The organism is Paraburkholderia sp. J7 (genome assembly GCF_905220155.1).
GTDB lineage: Bacteria > Pseudomonadota > Gammaproteobacteria > Burkholderiales > Burkholderiaceae > Paraburkholderia.
Map to the genome: position 1 here is coordinate 166,818 of NZ_CAJMYZ010000016.1, position 16,958 is coordinate 183,775.

General features: G+C 62.2%; 13 protein-coding genes. All 13 read right to left on the minus strand.

Annotated elements, in window-relative coordinates; genetic code table 11:
- Window positions 1–318: 318 nt before the first annotated feature.
- Complete coding sequence (tssG, locus tag U5A58_RS25375) at window positions 319–1,377, minus strand: type VI secretion system baseplate subunit TssG (RefSeq protein WP_321963532.1); 1,059 nt, start codon at window positions 1,375–1,377, stop codon at window positions 319–321.
- Window positions 1,377–3,251 (minus strand): type VI secretion system baseplate subunit TssF, encoded by a 1,875-nt coding sequence (gene tssF / locus U5A58_RS25380; RefSeq protein WP_321963533.1) that lies wholly within the window; start codon window positions 3,249–3,251, stop codon window positions 1,377–1,379. Before tssF ends, tssG begins: the two co-directional genes overlap by 1 nt.
- A gap of 106 nt (window positions 3,252–3,357) precedes the next feature.
- Window positions 3,358–3,852 carry a hypothetical protein gene (locus tag U5A58_RS25385; protein ID WP_321963534.1) on the minus strand — a complete coding sequence of 165 codons (495 nt, stop codon included), beginning with the start codon at window positions 3,850–3,852 and terminating at the stop codon, window positions 3,358–3,360.
- A 25-nt stretch (window positions 3,853–3,877) separates the two neighbouring features.
- Window positions 3,878–4,459, minus strand: coding sequence for a hypothetical protein (locus tag U5A58_RS25390; RefSeq protein WP_321963535.1), 582 nt, complete (start codon window positions 4,457–4,459; stop codon window positions 3,878–3,880).
- A gap of 230 nt (window positions 4,460–4,689) precedes the next feature.
- On the minus strand, window positions 4,690–5,217 hold the full coding sequence (locus U5A58_RS25395; protein WP_321963536.1) for a hypothetical protein: 528 nt from the start codon (window positions 5,215–5,217) through the stop codon (window positions 4,690–4,692).
- Window positions 5,218–5,474: 257 nt separating this feature from the next.
- Window positions 5,475–6,854 carry a type IVB secretion system protein IcmH/DotU gene (gene icmH / locus U5A58_RS25400; RefSeq protein ID WP_321963537.1) on the minus strand — a complete coding sequence of 460 codons (1,380 nt, stop codon included), beginning with the start codon at window positions 6,852–6,854 and terminating at the stop codon, window positions 5,475–5,477.
- Window positions 6,855–6,863: 9 nt separating this feature from the next.
- Window positions 6,864–10,931, minus strand: coding sequence for a type VI secretion system membrane subunit TssM (gene tssM / locus U5A58_RS25405; RefSeq protein ID WP_321963538.1), 4,068 nt, complete (start codon window positions 10,929–10,931; stop codon window positions 6,864–6,866).
- Between the two features lie 17 nt (window positions 10,932–10,948).
- Complete coding sequence (gene tssL / locus U5A58_RS25410) at window positions 10,949–12,157, minus strand: type VI secretion system protein TssL, long form (RefSeq protein ID WP_321963576.1); 1,209 nt, start codon at window positions 12,155–12,157, stop codon at window positions 10,949–10,951.
- Between the two features lie 140 nt (window positions 12,158–12,297).
- Complete coding sequence (tssK, locus tag U5A58_RS25415) at window positions 12,298–13,641, minus strand: type VI secretion system baseplate subunit TssK (RefSeq protein ID WP_321963539.1); 1,344 nt, start codon at window positions 13,639–13,641, stop codon at window positions 12,298–12,300.
- A gap of 12 nt (window positions 13,642–13,653) precedes the next feature.
- Window positions 13,654–14,175: a type VI secretion system lipoprotein TssJ gene (tssJ, locus tag U5A58_RS25420; protein WP_321963540.1), complete on the minus strand. Its 522-nt coding sequence runs from the start codon at window positions 14,173–14,175 to the stop codon at window positions 13,654–13,656.
- A 72-nt stretch (window positions 14,176–14,247) separates the two neighbouring features.
- A complete protein-coding gene (locus U5A58_RS25425) occupies window positions 14,248–14,730 on the minus strand; it encodes a type VI secretion system tube protein Hcp (protein ID WP_321963541.1) in 483 nt (160 codons plus the stop codon).
- A gap of 114 nt (window positions 14,731–14,844) precedes the next feature.
- A complete protein-coding gene (gene tssC / locus U5A58_RS25430) occupies window positions 14,845–16,338 on the minus strand; it encodes a type VI secretion system contractile sheath large subunit (protein ID WP_321963542.1) in 1,494 nt (497 codons plus the stop codon).
- 68 nt (window positions 16,339–16,406) lie between these two features.
- Window positions 16,407–16,943 (minus strand): type VI secretion system contractile sheath small subunit, encoded by a 537-nt coding sequence (gene tssB, locus U5A58_RS25435; RefSeq protein WP_321963543.1) that lies wholly within the window; start codon window positions 16,941–16,943, stop codon window positions 16,407–16,409.
- Window positions 16,944–16,958: the final 15 nt, after the last annotated feature.

Consider the following 16,958-nt stretch of genomic DNA (forward strand, 5'->3'; position numbering starts at 1 on the left):
GTCGCCGCGTCAGGCGGTCTTCTGCGCCATAGGTTCGAGTACAAACACATGCATTGTGCTAAGAAGGAACGTCCTCAAGGAACGCGCACGGTGCGCTGTGTCGGTTTTGCTCGCCATCTGCACCGTGGTCGATCGGAACATTCGCGGGGTGCCTTCAGCAAGTGCCGAGCATCGTGTCGCGGCCTCCATCACTCACCCGATCATTCGAGCAGGAAGGTGTGTGTCCTTCCTCCATGCGTCGCGAGTGGTAGCGTGGCCCCCCTCTTGGTGGTCACCAGTGGCATGTGTTTGGCTTCTCTGTCGTGGCGGTCGAGAGGTTTACGCCTTGCGGTCGAACCGGTTGACGTCGCGTTCAGGCTCAAAGCACATGCCGGTGATCGACTCGCCCGCGTCCGGATCTTCACCCAGCCAGGTCGACCAGCCGAGCTGCTGCTCGCTGCCGAGCGTCGCGGGCGTCGCGCTCGAACTCCTGAGCCTGAGTTCCAGCTGCCAGTGCAGGCTCTTGCCCACAAAGCCACGCACGAGGTCGACCAGCAGGGGCAGGTCCTCGCCGTTCGGTGTGAAGCGCAGGTACTGCTCCAGTCCAACCGGCCCGATCGTGATCCTGAAGCGGTGCTGCCGGTCCGGGATGACCTCACCAAGCACCGCGCCCCCCATCGTGGAGGTCTCACCCGACACGCCGAGCCGGCTGATCTCATCCGGCGGCAACTCCATCCAGTGAAAGACAAACGGCTCAACTTCGACAGGGACCTGAAAGTACTGCGACAGGGTCTGGCAAATGCCGTCAGCATCGTGGTGTTCACGTACGGTGTGCGCGGATGCGGCAAGCTGTGCGTGGAAAGGCACGGTGACGCACTCAAGCAGCGCCGGATCCTTTCCTGCAAGCGCGCCGGCGTAAAACGAGAATGTTTCAGTCTCCGCTCCTGGCCGGTCCAGCCCCGCACTCGCCTGGGATGACAACCAGCCGAGATAGAACTGCGTCATGAAGCGGTGATGAAAGATGTCGAGAAAATCGACGAACGTGGTGTCGCGGCGATTGACTTCCCGCTCACGCGCGATTTCCGTGACATGCACGGGCAGGGGGCCGTTGGGTCCGAGCATGCCAAGGCCGAACAGACGCACGAACAGTCTGGCGTCGTCGCGCACGCGCGCTGCGGCGATCTCGCTGGGCGCGAAGCTCAGGCCCGGCGTCTGGCCAAGACGGAAGGGCTCGGCAAGTGGCCGCAATGCGGTGCCCACCGGATCAATCGTGCGATCGGCGCCGATGCGTCGCATGAGCGCAAGCCAGCCGAAGTCCCATGGCTCGCGCTGCAGGCGCTCGAGCATCTCCGTTGGCAGCGCCACACCGGTACGGGAAGCGGACAGTGAATGATCCATCAGGCTCCCCGGGTGCCCATGCGCACTGGCCAGCGCATGATGGGACCGCGCTGAAGTGAGCGCAGCCGTGTCTGCGTAAACGAGTGAACCGACTCGCTGCGCGCGATGTAGTGTTCCAGAACGAGTCCGAAGAGGTAGGGGCTCGTGCCGTCAAAGCCCGCCTCGTCGATCGTGAGTTCGCAGTCGATGCCCCGACCGTACACAATGTCACCGTTGCCAGGCAGCTTGCGCGTGACACCTGCTGTGCTCACATTGACGAGGCTATCGATCTGCTGGCGTAGCGTCACATCTTCAGAAAACAGGAACAGGCGCAGCATGTCGCGTAGTCCCTTGCCGCCATGCTCGAGCGCGAGGTAGTTAAAGCTCAGCTGACGAATCAGTTCCCAGGCCTTCCTGCCTTCAGCGTAGGGTGGTCGTGGAGCAGATGGCTCGCGGATCAGGCCCACAGTCGCCGACGGGATAGACCGACGTGGCTTGAGGTCATTGACACCATTACATTCAATCAGGCGCGGCAGGTCGCGGTTGGTGAGCCAGACGTTCACATCAAGATAACGCATCCCCTCGTGATATCTCTCGCCCTGGCCATCGAGCAGAGTCACGCGCACATCGGTGCCCGAGTACGACGTCCGTGTGCCATAGCGGCGATGCGAAGCGGTCTTCGCCTGCGGTAAGCGATGAATCGAGAAGTAGCGCTCTGCGCCATCCTCGTCATTGAAGAGCGGCTGGTAGCGCGGCAGGAATCGTAGTTTCCGCGATCGCTTTCCAACCTGTCCGGTCATCTCGTCGATCGAAAACACCTCATAGTCGAAGGGCGTCTGCGCGCGTGGTATGAGCGGGAACTCCGTACTGGCCACAGGCAGTTCGATACGTGAAATCCGTCGGGGAAAGAGATTGACGATCGGTGTACAGAACAGTGCGAAGCGCGAAGCGTCAATTAACCCGTTCAGGTTGTCCGGTGCGCGGTCGAGCAACAGAACGATCTCGGCTTCGTTGCCTTTCACCTTGCGCAAACCCGCGCCGAGCCCTTTGAGAGTAAAGAAAAAGAACCGGGCCGGGAACGCCACGAATTCATGAAGGAGGTTGTGTCCGAGAAACTTCGGCCACACCAGTGGCAGCATGGTCTGGTCCGGCCTCAGACCCTCATGAACGACAGGCTTCACGGAGACAGCCGAGAACGGTTGATCGGCGTCGGCAAGGCAACCCGGCTGACCGGTGATGGTCGCGAGCGTCCCCGCATGCACAAGTTCGAAGATCCGTGAAGCGATCGCTTCGTCACCCGTCAGGTAGACCGTGAGCTCATCGAGGTCGGCGAGGTCTGCGATCCGCGCGTTCATGGTCGTGCGGATACGCAGACGCAATGCACCCTTTACCGTGGCATGAGTTGGGACAAAGCGGTCGATGCCTGGCACATCAGGGGGAATGCCGGTGTTGCGGGCGCTGACAATAGCGAGCGGGTACAGCGTTACATCCTGCGTACTGCGAAATTCGCAGCGGGTGGCCTCGCCCGTGGATGGTTCGGGACTGACAAGCCGGGTTCCGCGCGGGATCCTGAAGCCGGCGACGAGGTCGCCCTGCTCGCCCTTCGGGTGGAACTGCACGACGGACATCGAAGGGGTTGGCGAGGTGTAGTTCGGGTAGACAGTCTCTAGCTGACGCAGCGTGAATTCAGGGAAGGCTGCATCAATGCGTCCACGTGTACCGGCCAGCACAAAGCTTGCTGACTGGATCAACCGCTGAACGTACATGTCCGTAGCTTCGCCCGCCTGCATGCCAAGACGTCGGCCGATCTTTGGATGCCGGCTGGCGAATTCCAGCGCGAGTTCTGTCAGATGCGTATGCTCGCGTAGATAAGAGTCCAGCAACTTCAGATCCATTGCCGATACTGTCCAGTGAATGGAGGATTACGAAACGATATCACTGCCGTCATCTCGTAAAAACACGTGAATGACGGTCAACTGATGTCGTCCTTCGGGAGTGGTGTCAGTCACCACGACGACACACGATGCATAGCAGCACAGCTGTGTAGGCAAAAACGCATAGTCCCGGGAGCAGGCCGAGCAGATAGAGCGGGACGTCGCTGAGCTGAAGTGCGCTGCTGATTCCTGCAGCACTCACGTTGTCATTGATTGCTGACACGCGTGCGCGCAGTGCGGCAAAGCACAACGCGACAGCTCCACCACCGACGAGCGCGAGTCCGGCATATCTGACAGTCAGACCAGCTGCCGTTCGCGCCCGGCTGGCGCACGCGACGAGCGCTGCACCGATCGCGAATCCAAGGAAGCTGAATGCTGCCAGCGTTACGACGCGGTGGACAAAGACGTCATTCGGCTGGGCCGCAATCAACGATACGGGGTGCGGGCCGGCATTAACGATCGCCGCAAGCAACCATTCATAGAGCAGATCCGCCCCCAGAAGGAACAGCACGGCGAGCGTGATCGCTGCTGTCAGGGCGAAACTGTTTTTGGGTCGGATCATGGCAATTCCGTAGCGAGGCTATGCATCAGAATCGCAATACCGGAATCTGCGAGGCCAGTTCGCGTTTTGTCTGTTCGATCTGCGCAACGGTGTCCAGCATGACAAGCTCGCGAGTCGTGCTGTTGTACTTCGCCATTGCAGTCGGTACGGATCGCCCACCATTGGTCGCAAGGAAGACGACACGCGGATTGGCATACAGCGTGACGGACGGCAGAGGATCAACGCCCAGTGTGTAGAGCGAGAATGCGTGGCTTGCGTGCTCGTTTGTCAATGCCGACGGCACCAGATGGCCGATTTCTGGCAGTGTCTGTAAGACCTTGGGATATCCGGCATAATCGAGGACCAGCTTGCTTTCACCATTTGGTCGGGTCGTCACGCCGATGCCAAGCGCGCCTTTGGCGCTGTCCCAAAGCGACATATTGTCCGTCACCAGCTTACCGTCAATATCGATATCACTCAGCTGATAAATCTGGAGTACGACGCGATAGATCTGCTTGTTACTTGGGTCGATCGTGTTGGCAAACGATGGTAAGCCAAGTTTCGGAATAATGGCTTCGATGATCAGGTACAGGCCTGTCGGCGTGCCATAGGGTATGGATGCAGTCATGGTTATTTTCCGTCAAGGTTAAAGCATTTAACTCGCCATCGGAGCCCGGAAGTTTTCGATGGCGCTTCTGATCGGCTGCGGATACTTCATTGACACGTAGAGGAATGCTGAAGATATCACCGCATTCATCCCAAAAAAACGCGTTAGTGACAATGATTGAGTCAGTCCCACTGCGTGGGGCGTTTCTTCCAGGTGCTGGGTAAAATGCCTGCGGCTGCAGAGCTGGTTGATCATGCAACGAACCCGCAACCCGACAAACTGGCGGTGCGGGCGATGGTCAACCGGCGCCACTCACATCGGGCGCCGAACCAAGCCGGTCTGCGAGCACGATCAACGGCATGACAAAGATCACCTTGCGCAGGCTGCTGCCTGGTCCATGTGGTTGTGCGCGGAAATGTCCGCGCCGCCAGTGCGTCCGGCGCTCGCCCCCCGTCCTGCTCATGTGTGCCTGTCGAGGTCCCGGCATCATCCGGGTGAGTTGGCAGCACTTCCGGGCCGATGATATAGCGGTCGTACAACCTGTCGATGCTGGCGAGGCGCTCGGCGCGTTTGCGTTTTCCGAGACCCTTGAGCTCGCGCGGCGCTGCGCTCCAGGCATTGTCCGCGCGCATGGCAGCGGTGCCGGTCGAGAGATAGAGGAGGACCTTGATCAGGTAGTTCAGGGTGTGTTGCCAGAAGTGCAGTTCGTGTTCACGGCCAGCCCGGTCCAGATGCCGGCGGACAATGCCGTCGATTGTTTCATCGCCGTTATGTTCCACATGCCGATACACCAGTCCTCAAGCTCGTTTGGGGCCACGGGTGGCTGTCCCGACCAGATGCGCATCGTTACACCCGGCGCGATGTCGCGGCAACGGGCGCAGCCTTGCACGAGTGCTGCAAACAGGCTGAGCCCGAAAGCGACTTCTGTGCTTGGACAGTCCTCGGCCGAGAGCACGTGATGATCACCGGGGTTGAATGTCAGCATGCCTTCCCTCGCTTCGTTATGTCTGTCGCGCCGGATGCCGGCGCGACAGGATCATCGCCACTGTTCCACCGCGATCTCCACGCGACGGTTGCGTGCCCGTCCTTCACGCGTGTGGTTATCATCAAGCGGTGACGATTCGCCACTGCCGCTGACCGTGATGCGCTCGGGTGAGACGCCGGCACTGGCCAGCGCATGCATGACGCTTTGCGCGCGTAGCGTCGAGAGCGCCTGGTTGGAGAGTCCACCGGGTCTTTCAAAGGGCGTGTCGTCGGTGTAGCCGGTGAGATGAACCAGCACGTTTGCGGGCTCTGCCGCGATTGCCGCTCCGACCTGGGTGACTGGCGGTACGGCAGCCGGATTCAGCGTGTACTGTCCGGGCGCAAACATGCCGTCGATGCGGATCGCGAGACGGGAATGATCGTCGTTCTCGTTGAGTGACACCGCATTGCTGTCACCGCTGTGGGCCAGCCGGCTGTGAATTCCCGCAGCAATGACCTGAAGGCTGCCGGCCTGGCTCTTGTCCTGTGCACGTCGTGCGCACAGGCCATAGCCGCCGGCGCCCAGAAGCCCCGTGATGAGGACCGCAGCGAGTGCGCCAGCGACGTAGCGGCGGCGATCGGGGCTCCCCGGACGGGACCGGCCTGGACTGCCGGTGGCGCGCCGTTTGGACGGGCCCATCCTGAACGCCACGTCGGCAACATCATCCGCCGGTGTCCTGCGTGGGGACGCGCCTGGCTCGGAGCGCGCGGTGCGCGGCGTCTCGAAGACGGTGTCCTGCGCGTCATCCGAAGTCGATGCGGCCGCGTTTGGGTCATCCCGCCTGTGTCCTGCCGCGCCTTTGGCGCGCGGGGCTTCCTTTGCCTTGCTGATTGTCTGGTCCAGGTTCCTGAGGACGGCCTTCAGCGTGCGCGCGCCATCCGGTGTGCGACGGTAACGGCCCTTGAAGCCGCACGCGAGGATCTGCTGGAACACTGCCAGCAACTCACCGTTCGAGGTGGGGTGGCGCATGGCGCTGTCGATCAGATGAAAGACGCGGTCCGCTCCCTGACGGTCGTAGCCCAGTGTGGTGGCCAGGCCGTTCGCGCTCCATTCGGTCCCTGTCGCTGCGCCTTTGCCCCACGCTGTCTGCATGGCCGCTTCATCGAGCGCCGTGCACAGGCAGTAGCGCGCGTTGTCCGCATCCGCGCGGGGCAGTTTCAGAGCCGCGCACACGCGCTCAAACATCTTCGCTTCGCTAAGGAGCCATTGCCGGCGCGCGAGGACGTCATCTGCAGCGAGTTCTGCTGGCGTGGTCCGCAGTGCCTGCAGCAGCGGTCTGGCCGCCTCGAGCATGGGGTGAGGCGCGGCGGCGGCCGCCTGCAGCCGCTCGCCGTAGGACAGCGGAATATCGAACGTACCCCCGAACATCTGGGTCTGCTCAGTCTGTCTCATCGCGCGTCCTCAGTGCGCAGCCGCGGGCATCGCGGGTACGGGTGCACCTGCAGGTGGCAGGCCTGTCGGCGGACCGCTGTCCGGCAGGCTGAGCATTGGCATGGAGCTTGGGCAACGGAACGTGGTGAGCACGTCGCTCGTGAGCGGATTGGCCACACTGCCTGCACTCGCCAGATCGAGCACAGCGCGTCGTCCGTCGAAGTCGAAGGCGACGCGCGTGCGCCCGGGTGTGGCTGTCTGGATCGCTTCGCCCTTGTGGATCAGGCGCATCAATGCCCACGGACCGTCGGTCGAGATGGTCGAGGTATCGGGCTTGATGCGGGGGCTGGCCGTGATCTCGGTGTGCACGCCGCCACGCGGGCCCGGCCAGCTGACGCTGAGCGGCGTGACGGGCCCATGCTGGTACAGGGTGCTCTGGCCGTCGATATCGATCGACAGGCTCAGGATGGTCGGATCCATTTCCGGCACACGCACTTCGGCTTTCCACTGCAACTGCTTGCCCTGCTCACCGAAGAAGACATCGCGGATGGCCTTCGCATGCTCGAAGGGCTCGAGATCCGGGCCTTGAACGGGCTCGGTGGCGCCTGGCAGCGTGCGGTATCGCCAGGGTTTCGCGGAGGTATCGACGAAGGGCGCAAGATTCTTGGTGAAAAAGTCGTCGATCACGCCGCCCTGCGCGAACACGCGGGTGAAGTCATCGATGCTTACGTCACGTTTGCTGCTGGGGGAGAACGGATAGTTGCCTTCCACCGTGAGACGGCAGGTGTCGCTCACGACGCTCTGCATCTGACGCGAGAGCAGCTGGCCGATGCCCAGGTTCACTTCGCGCGAGCCCTGCACGGACAGGCCGAGCAGCACCGCCCGGAAGGGCGCGGGCATCGTGTTCGCCGCCATCTTGAGCTTTGCAGCGATGTCGCTCGCAGGTGGCATGCTGTTATTGCTGATCGCGTTATCCGCCACCGTAAGCGCGGTGTAGTAGTCGTTGAGCATGCTCGACACGCCGTCGAGGCCTGTCTTGTCGGCCGGGGTGGCGGATGCGTTCCCGCTGTCCGGACCACTGCCGGAGACTTCCGCGCTACCGGTCACCATCTCCCGCAGTGCGGCGAAGTGGCTGTCGACGAGTTCACGCTCGATGCGCTCTTCCGCCCGGATACCGAAAGCGCCTCCCGTCTTCTGGTTGAGCTTGTCGGTGGTTTTCTGGAGCAGCGAACCGTCACTGGCGATGGGCTGTGTGAGCGTTGTCTCATGCACGACCGCCCGCGCCAGCCTCGCCAGAGGCGAGTCAGGCGCTGCGAGCTGACGCAGCACCTGCAGGTTGAACGACAGGCTCGTGCCCGTCACCGTGCGGATGTCGCCAAGGAACGCATCCCATTGCTGGGCGTACTCGGTGAGGTAGAGCCGGCGGATTGCTGCAGTGACCGCGTCGTCCCCGTCGGCAACTGAACTTACGAGATCAGCTGTTTTTTTTTGAGCCTCGCCCAGATACGAGCGTCCCATCACCCACGCATCGTCATCACGCGCGGCCTGCGCAAACTCGCGCAGGCGCTTGTCGAACAGGTTGCGATAGCCGTCGAACGTGAAGAGGCCCGGCACGCCGCGCGAAAGCGGGGCGCCGCTTGCCCGCGTGAACACGGTACCCGCCTGGGGACCCACGGCGCGCAGCAGTGTGAACTCGTCGGGCGCTTCCTTCTGCATGTCCGCTTTCGCGCGATCGTAAATCCGTTGCGTCGCGTTACTCGAATCAAGGAAAGCGCGTGCCTGCTGGATCAGGCCATCGTTGCGGATCAGCGGCGACTGAACAACGTGCTCACCGGAGAAAAGTTGCTGCAGGTGTTCGATCATCGTGGCCCGGCCGCCGAAGATCGAGGCGCTGTCGGTCTTCGCCCAGTCGTCGAGCACCCAGGCCTTCACGTCGCCGGCATTGAATTTCGCCTTGTCATACAGCATGAGATACACGCGCAGCGCGTCGTAGGTTCCTTTGGCATCTTTCACGGCCATCGACTGCGAGATGACGTCTTCCATGCGACGCACGATCTGTGGCACCAGCAGGTTGTTTTCGAGCGCAAGATAGGTATCGTGGCTCGCGTCGACGATACGTGGCGCAGTGTAGAGACCATACCGGTAGCCGCCGTCAGGGTCGGAAAGATCGAGACCGGTGAGTGTGGGCAGATAGCGTGCCTCGCTGAGCGTATCCGGGACGGTTTCAGGTTTCGGGTCGCGATAGAGCTGCGTCACCTTTGCCGTGAGTGCCTGTGTCTTGCGCTGGATTACCGCCAGGTAGTCGCTGTTGTTGCCAAAGCTTGTGCGCAGACCCATCGCGAGCCACACAAAGAGCAGCACGGCGAGCGCGTGGCCGATCAGTCGCAGCACGCGGAAGCGGTATTCCCAGCGCAGGTTGGGGCTGACCAGGTGCGCTTCCGGGAAGACAATCTTCGTGAACAGGTCGTGCAGGAAATAGCTCAGATGGCCTTCGGCGCGCACCGGATGTGTGGCGAGACTCCGGTTCAGCCCCGTGGCCAGGCGCTCCACGACTGTGAGCGGCTCCGCCACGACGGCTGAACCACCCTGGACGGCGCTCGTGAAATACACGCCGCGCAGCGTCGCATGCAGTTGAGTGTCGTCGTAGCGCGAGTCGATGAAGAGTTGCGAGAGCAGGTCGACAAGTGGTGCCGTGAGCGCGGAGAACGCCTCAGGCAGTGCCGCGAGGCGCCGCCTGCGTTCTGCATCGTATTCATCTTCCAGACGCGTGTTCACGCTGCTGGTCAGGCGGCCCGCGAGCTGGCGCAACTCGCCTTCACAGCGCATGGACAGGTTGGCCTGCGCGGCGCTGCCCGTGAGCGGCAAGGTGAAGCCCCACATCTGGGCGCGCGTTTCCTCGGTGAGCGAGCTGAAGTAGTCGGTAAAGCCCGGCATGCGGTCCATCTGGGTGATGATCAAATAGACCGGAAACCGGATGCCAAGCGTTGCGCGCAGCTCGGCCAGTCTGGCACGCAGCGCTTCGGCCTCTTCCGCACGCGCTGCGGGGTCCGGCGAAGTGAGCACATCGAGGTTGACCGAGACGATGGCGCCGTTGATCGGTGCGCGTGGCCGGTGGCGGCGCAGCAGTTCGAGAAAGCCCGCCCACTCTGCCGCATCGACGCGTGCGACGTCCGTGACGGCGGGCTTGCCGGGCGATGGCGCTGTGAGCGCCGTCGTCGCTGTGGAGGTCGCTGGGAACGATGCAGCCGCGCTGGGCGCCACAGTGGTGGCGATCTGCGCCGGCGCAGCGACGTCCCCTGCCTTTGCGTTCGCGATGCGCTGCGGCTCCAGCAGGCCCGACGTCACGGACATGCCGTGACGTGTATAGTGCCCCGCCGTGTCGATCAGGACCGCGTCATTGGTCAGCCACCAGTCAACGCTCTTCGTCCCTGCGGGTGCACCCGAGGTGCGATGCGTCGCAGCGCCCAGCGGGAAGGGCAGGCCGGCGTTGAGCAGTGCGCTCGTCTTGCCCGACGCGTTCGAGCCAAGCGTGACGTACCACGGCACTTCGTAAAGGTAACGTGTGCCCTGGAAGAGGCGGCCGGGACCACGCGCGCCCGTGCGCATGGCCTTCAGGCGCGCGAGCGCAGCATTGAAGCGCTGCTCGACATCCTTCAGACGATCCGCGGCAGGCGACGGCTCCTTGCGTGATCCGAAGGCCAGTGCCTTCTTCAGGAACGTTTCGTCGCTGCGCATCCGGTTCCAGAGCCACCACAGGCCCCATACTGCGAAGCACGCAAGGACGACCACGATCGCGACAACACGCGCAGCAACGGACGCAAACGGGGAACTCGTGCCGAAACTCAGCAATGGCGCGGCGTACCAGATCAGCAGACAGACGAGCGCACCAACCGCGAAACTGGTGGTGAGTCCCGCGATCCACAGCAGGACCGCTGCGAGCATCAACGCAATGACGATCACGCGCAGGCCGGCACTGGCCAACGGCTTGAGGCCACCAAACGCGACGAACGGTCCGAGAAACCAGATGAGCAGTGCGAGAACCAGCAGCACCAGTAACGCCAGGAACCAGCGCGACCACAGAAACGACAGCTTCTTCATTCCAGCATCCTTCGCATTCAAGGCGTAACGGTAATTTCAACGCGGCGGTTCTGCGCGCGTCCCTGCGGCGTGGCGTTGTCCCCCAGCGGATTGGCTTCGCCCTTGCCGATCGCCTCCAGGCGTGCGACGGGCACGCCATCGGCCTGCAGCATCTGCATGACCTGGGTGGCGCGTTCTTCCGAGAGTTCGTCGTTCGAGGCGAACTGGCGGCTCCTGATCGGAATGTTGTCGGTGTAGCCCGTGACAGTGACCTTGCCTGGCACCTTGAGCACCTCGTTGGCAATCTTTGCGATCAGCGGCCCCATCGACGCGTTCACGGTGACACCGCCCGGTGGGAACATCGAGTCACCACGGAACGTCACCGAGCTATGGCGAGCATCCTCGTCGACGCTCACCGTGCCGGCAGCGATCTCGTTCCTGAGCAGTTCCTTCAGGTGCGGAAGACGCGGCGCCGGCGGGGGCGTGAGACGGCCGATGTCGATGATCTGCTTTTCGACGATGGCGCTCTGGTCGAGCAGGTGGTACTTGAACCAGCCGAAGAGGCCGGCCAGGATCAGGCCGAGCACTACGAATGTGATCCAGACCGGAAAATCGTAGAACGACATGCGCCGGTGGCCGGCGTCCGAAGCGGCCCGCGGTGAAAGCGCAAGGGGGACGCTGCCGCGTTGCGTCTGGAGTTCGGTATAGATTCGCTGACGGATGGCGTCGTGCTTGCGCGGACCGTCGGCATCATGCCGGTAACGCCCCATGAAGCCCAGGCTCAGGATCCGGTAGATGACTTCGAGCAGGTCGAGATGTTCACGTGGTTCGCTCATCAGGCGCGAAACCAGCAGATAGATCTTGTCACCGCCATGCCGGTCTTCGTGAAACTCGGTGGCAAGGCCGTTCTTGATCCAGTCCAGACCTTTTTCACGCTCGCCCCATTCTGTCTGCATGGCTGCGTCGTCCAGCGCCGTGCACAGACAATAACGGGCACCGATCATGTGGTCGCGACGGATGTTGGCCTGCTCACACAGTCGCTGGAATGCACGTACCTCCAGCTTGAGCAACTGGTGCAACTGATCGATACCGCGTTGATCAAGCTCGGCCGGCATGTCGGCGAGCGCGCGCAGCAGCGGGCGCGACGCTTCAAGCAGTGGATTCTGCGCCTGCCCGATCGCGCGAAGCCGGTCGACTGGCGCTTCCCCGGCGGGTATCGAGGACAGCAGGCCCGATGTCACGGGCATGCCGGGTGCCGGATCCAGATCCGGGCGGCCCGGCATGCTCCGGGTTGCCTCTGCGTTCACCATTCTTCCCCCTGATTTTTTTTAGCGTTGCGCGGCAGGCCGGGTATTCCGTCGCCTGCCTTTCTGATTCCGATGGTGATTCAGCGCACACCCCACAATTCAAGTTTCAGCCCCGGGAAGTCACCTGCCACGTGCAGGGCAATGCCACCGTGCGCCACTATCGCGTCCCATAGCGGACCGCTGCGTGCAAGTTCGTAGTAGATGTAGCCCGCATTGAACGGAATCTGGCGCGGCGGTACCGGGAGTGACTGGAGGGGGACACCGGGCAGATGCGCGCGCACGAGATCCGGCAGACGCTCCGAAGGCCCGACCTTTGCCTGCGTGGCGAACTGCTTCTCGAGTGCATCGGCTGGTAGCTGCGCGGCGACGGCGAGCACGACGGCCGTGAAGCTGCGCAGCTCGCCGGGATCGACAACGGCATTGCGCATGCCGTAGCCCGCATCCTTGAGCGGGATGCTCTGCGCGCTGCGCACGAGCACGGCATTGAGCAGCCAGTGCGCGTCGTCAACGAGTGGCTTCAGGCAGATGTGCGGCTCGATGTGCTGATAGGCGGGGTGCGAATCGAGCGGCCGGCGGGTTTCCGGGCGAACGTAGGTGGAAAGCTCGCCCGCCATGCTCAGCAGCACGGCGTACAGTTCCGCGGGCGACGTTGTCGGCACGCGGCGAAGATGTTGCAGGAGCGGCTCGTAGCGGTTCAGCGTCTGCAGCAGGAGATAATCCGACACCTCCGCGACCGAGCCAGCCTTGCCATCGCTGCCGGTGAGCCGTTTGGCGAGTGCATCGGCGCGCAGACGCGTGAGTTCATGAATCTTTGCGAGCCAGCTCACGAGAAGTTCGCTCGCGCCGTAACCCGCAACGGGTGGAATCAGTGCTTCGTCCAGTTCGATGCTGCCGTCAGCACGCAGCGTTCTGACCTTCGTGAGTGGCAGGCCGATCCATGCATCGGTCATTTCCTTCTCGGGGACAAGCCGCAGGCGCAGGTTCGCTAGTTGAACTGCACGCGGTCCCTGGCCGACCGAATTCGTGTCCCGCAGATCCGTTGAGAACACGCTGTAGCGTGCGAGCGAATCCGGAGAATTTTCAAAGCTCGTTTCCTCGCCATTGGGCACACGAATGGGCACGGCCAGATGAATGGTCTGCTCGAGGTGCTCCTGACGGATGGTCAGCGGCGCCGGAGGCGGCGTGCTGCCCGGTGCGTCGAAGGGGGTGCCATCGGCGAAGACGCCGCTCGCGGACTTGACGATCACCTTGCCGAGCGACAGCGCTTCCTGATCGATCGAGTAGTGTGAAAATCCGAAGAAAAACGGCGAGAGCGGCGCGGCCCGCCGGTGGGCGAACTGCTCGAGATAGCGCTCCTGCTGCTGGAAAGCCTGCGGGCGCAGGAACTGTCCTTCGCCCCAGACGACCTTGTTGTGCCAGCTCATGGGATTCTTCCGTTACTTGCTGCTCTGTTGTGCATCGGTAATCTTGATCGCGTTCGCGTCAAGACTGATGATGAGTTTTACCTTTGGGCCGCGGTGATACCACGCGGCGGTCGGTGACGGCGGCAGCGTCCAGGTGGCGCGCCAGACCGAGTTGGGGAGATCACGATAGGCCGCGATCACACCCAGTGTTGTCGTTGCCTGATCTGCATTGCGCGCGATGGCCTTCTGGTCACCCGGGCGCAGCTGGAACTGGTCGCGTATCACCAGATCGTCGGCGAGCACGACCTTGTCCTTCTCCTGCAGGGAGAAAAAATCGGCACTCGTGAAGGCATCCGGATTCTTCAGTTCGTAGATGCGAACCACGATCGGCGCCGCGCGTTGCTGATCATCCGGGTTGACACCCGACGAGGCCTTGATCGACAGATCCAGCTTGACCGGTTCGTGGGCGACTTTCGAGGTGTCGCTGGTGGTGCATGAGGCGAGGCCCAGCACCAACAGACAGGCTGTCGCGGTGGCTCGGATAGACAGGGTCATCGGAAAGAACGGGCGAGTGAAAAGGCGAGAGTGGCCCGAATGTGAGTCCGGGCCACCGACTTCAGGAAGCGATCAGCCTTCCTTGTTGAGCTTGATGTCATAGCCGGCGGTGACTGCGCCGCCGCTACCGCCCTGGGCGTTCTGCACGACGTATTCCTGCTTGACCTTGGCGAACGACAGACGGACCTGCTCGGTAATACCGTTGTCCGCATTGCTGCCCGACGGCGCGACCTGGGTGACGATCACGTCGCTCATGGTGATCTTGAGGTACTCGAGCGGATTGCCGCCGGCCTTGCGGATCGTCAGTACCGCGAGGTCGATGTGCTTGCCGGTCAGGCAGTACTTCATGAGATTCGGGCTTGCACGGTCCACCAGGTGCACGAACGTCAGGTCGTCAACGGTGGCCTTGCCGGCGCCACCGCCCGAGCCCATATGCATGTTGGACTGCTGGGCGATGTGCCAGCTCCAGCTCTTGACTTCGATTTCGTTCTTGTGGGCCGAATCCTGCGATTCGCCATCAATGCCGTTGATCTTGATGAAGATATCCTGCGCCATCTGAAACTCCTTCGTTGGAAAAGTACTGCCTTACCCTGCGGCTGAATGAGCCGTGGTCTGTTGACTACCTTCCTGCAAACAAAACTTCATTTCCCCTGCACCTTGCCGGTCACTTCAGGCGGCTTCCTTGACCGACGGCAGACGCGCCACCAAGCGCAGCGAAACCGTCAGGCCCTCGAGCTGGAAGTGCGGACGCAGGAAGAATTTCGCCTGGTAATAGCCGGGTTTGCCTTCCACTTCTTCCACGACCACCTCGGCTGCCGCAAGCGGCCGACGTGCCTTCGTCTCCTGCGACGAGTTGGCCGGATCGGCGTCCACGTATTCCATGACCCATTCGTTGAGCCAGCGCTGCATGTCCTCGCGCTCACGGAAAGCGCCGAGCTTGTCGCGCACGATGCACTTGAGGTAGTGTGCGAAACGTGAGCAGGCGAAGAGGTACGGCAGGCGGGCAGACAGATGGGCGTTGGCCGTCGCGTCCGGATCGGTGTACTCCGCAGGTTTTTGCAGGGACTGCGCACCGATGAACGTTGCATGATCGGTGTTCTTGCGATGCACGAGCGGGATGAAACCGTTTTTCGAGAGTTCCGCTTCACGGCGATCCGAGATGGCAATCTCCGTCGGACACTTCATGTCGACGCCACCATCATCAGTCGGGAACGTGTGGCACGGGAGGTTCTCGACCGTGCCACCCGATTCCACGCCGCGAATCAGCGAGCACCAGCCATAGAGCTTGAACGAGCGGTTGATGTTCACGCCCATCGCGTAGGCAGCATTGCTCCACGCATAGTTGCGATGATCCGGACCGTTCGTGTTTTCCTCGAAGTCGAACTCGTCGACCGGGTTTGTGCGCGCGCCGTACGGCAGACGCGACAGGAAGCGCGGCATGGCAAGGCCAATGTAACGCGCGTCTTCACTGCCGCGCAGCGAGTTCCAGGCCGCGTATTCGAGGTTCTGGTTGAAGATCTTCGTGAGGTCACGCGGATTGGCCAGCTCCTGCCACGACTCCATCTGCAGCACGGAGGGCGAGGCGCCCGAGATGAACGGCGTGTGCGCCGAGGCCGCGATCTTTGCGATCGAGCCGAGCAGATCGACGTCCGGCGGCGTGTGATCGAAGTAGTAGTCGGCAACGAGGCAGCCGTAGGGCTCACCACCGAGCTGACCATACTCCTCTTCGTAGATCTGCTTGAAGAGGGGACTCTGATCCCACGCGAGTCCCTTGTAGCGCTTCATCGTGCGGCGCAGTTCCTCCTTCGAAACGTCCATGAAGCGGATCTTCAGGCGCTCGTCGGTTTCGGTGTTCGAGACAAGGTGGTGCAGGCCACGCCACCCCGATTCCAGCTTCTGGAAATCGCTGTGGTGAATGATCAGGTTGATCTGCTCAGAGAGCTTGTGGTCGATCTGGGAAATGATCGCTTCGATGCTCTTGTAGGCGTCGTCGCTGATCGTGATGGATTGCGCCAAAGCCTGTTCGGCGAGCGTGCGCACGGCATAGTCAACCGACTCGCGCGCGTGGGCGGTCTTCGGCCGGAATTCCTGCTCAAGCAGTTGTGAAAAGACGTCTGCCGATTGCGCGGCGCCTGCGGCCTGGTGAACCTCTTTTGCTTCCATGATATTCCTTCGTTATCCTGCTTAAGTGAAAGTCGCCCCGACCAGGTGGTACGAGTGGTCCCAGGGATTCAGGTGGCCGGATTTTCAGCGTTCGGATCGTTTTCGATCGTGGGCTTCGGCGCCGAGGCGAGAGAGCGGAGCAGTGCCGGGTCGGCGAGCAGCTTGTTGATGAGCGCTTCGGCTCCCGACTTGCCGTCCATGTAAGTCTGCAGATTGGCGAGTTGCGTGCGCGCGGCGAGCAGCTGGTTGAGCGGTTCCACTTTTTTTGCGACCGCCGCAGGCGAGAAATCGTCAATGCTCTCGAAGGTCATGTCCACCATGAGCTGCCCTTCGCCAGTGAGGGTGTTCGGCACCGCAAAGGCCACGCGCGGCTTGATCGCCTTCATGCGCTCATCGAAGTTGTCGATGTCGATGTCGAGGAAGCGTCGGTCTGCGACCGCGGGCAGCGGTTCGACGGGTTTGCCGGACAGGTCGGCGAGCACCCCCATGACAAAGGGGAGCTCGACTTTCTTTTCCGAACCGTAGACCTCAACGTCATACTCGATCTGCACGCGTGGGGCGCGGTTACGTGCAATGAACTTCTGCGAATTGTTGGTGACGGACATGCATGAACTCCGTAG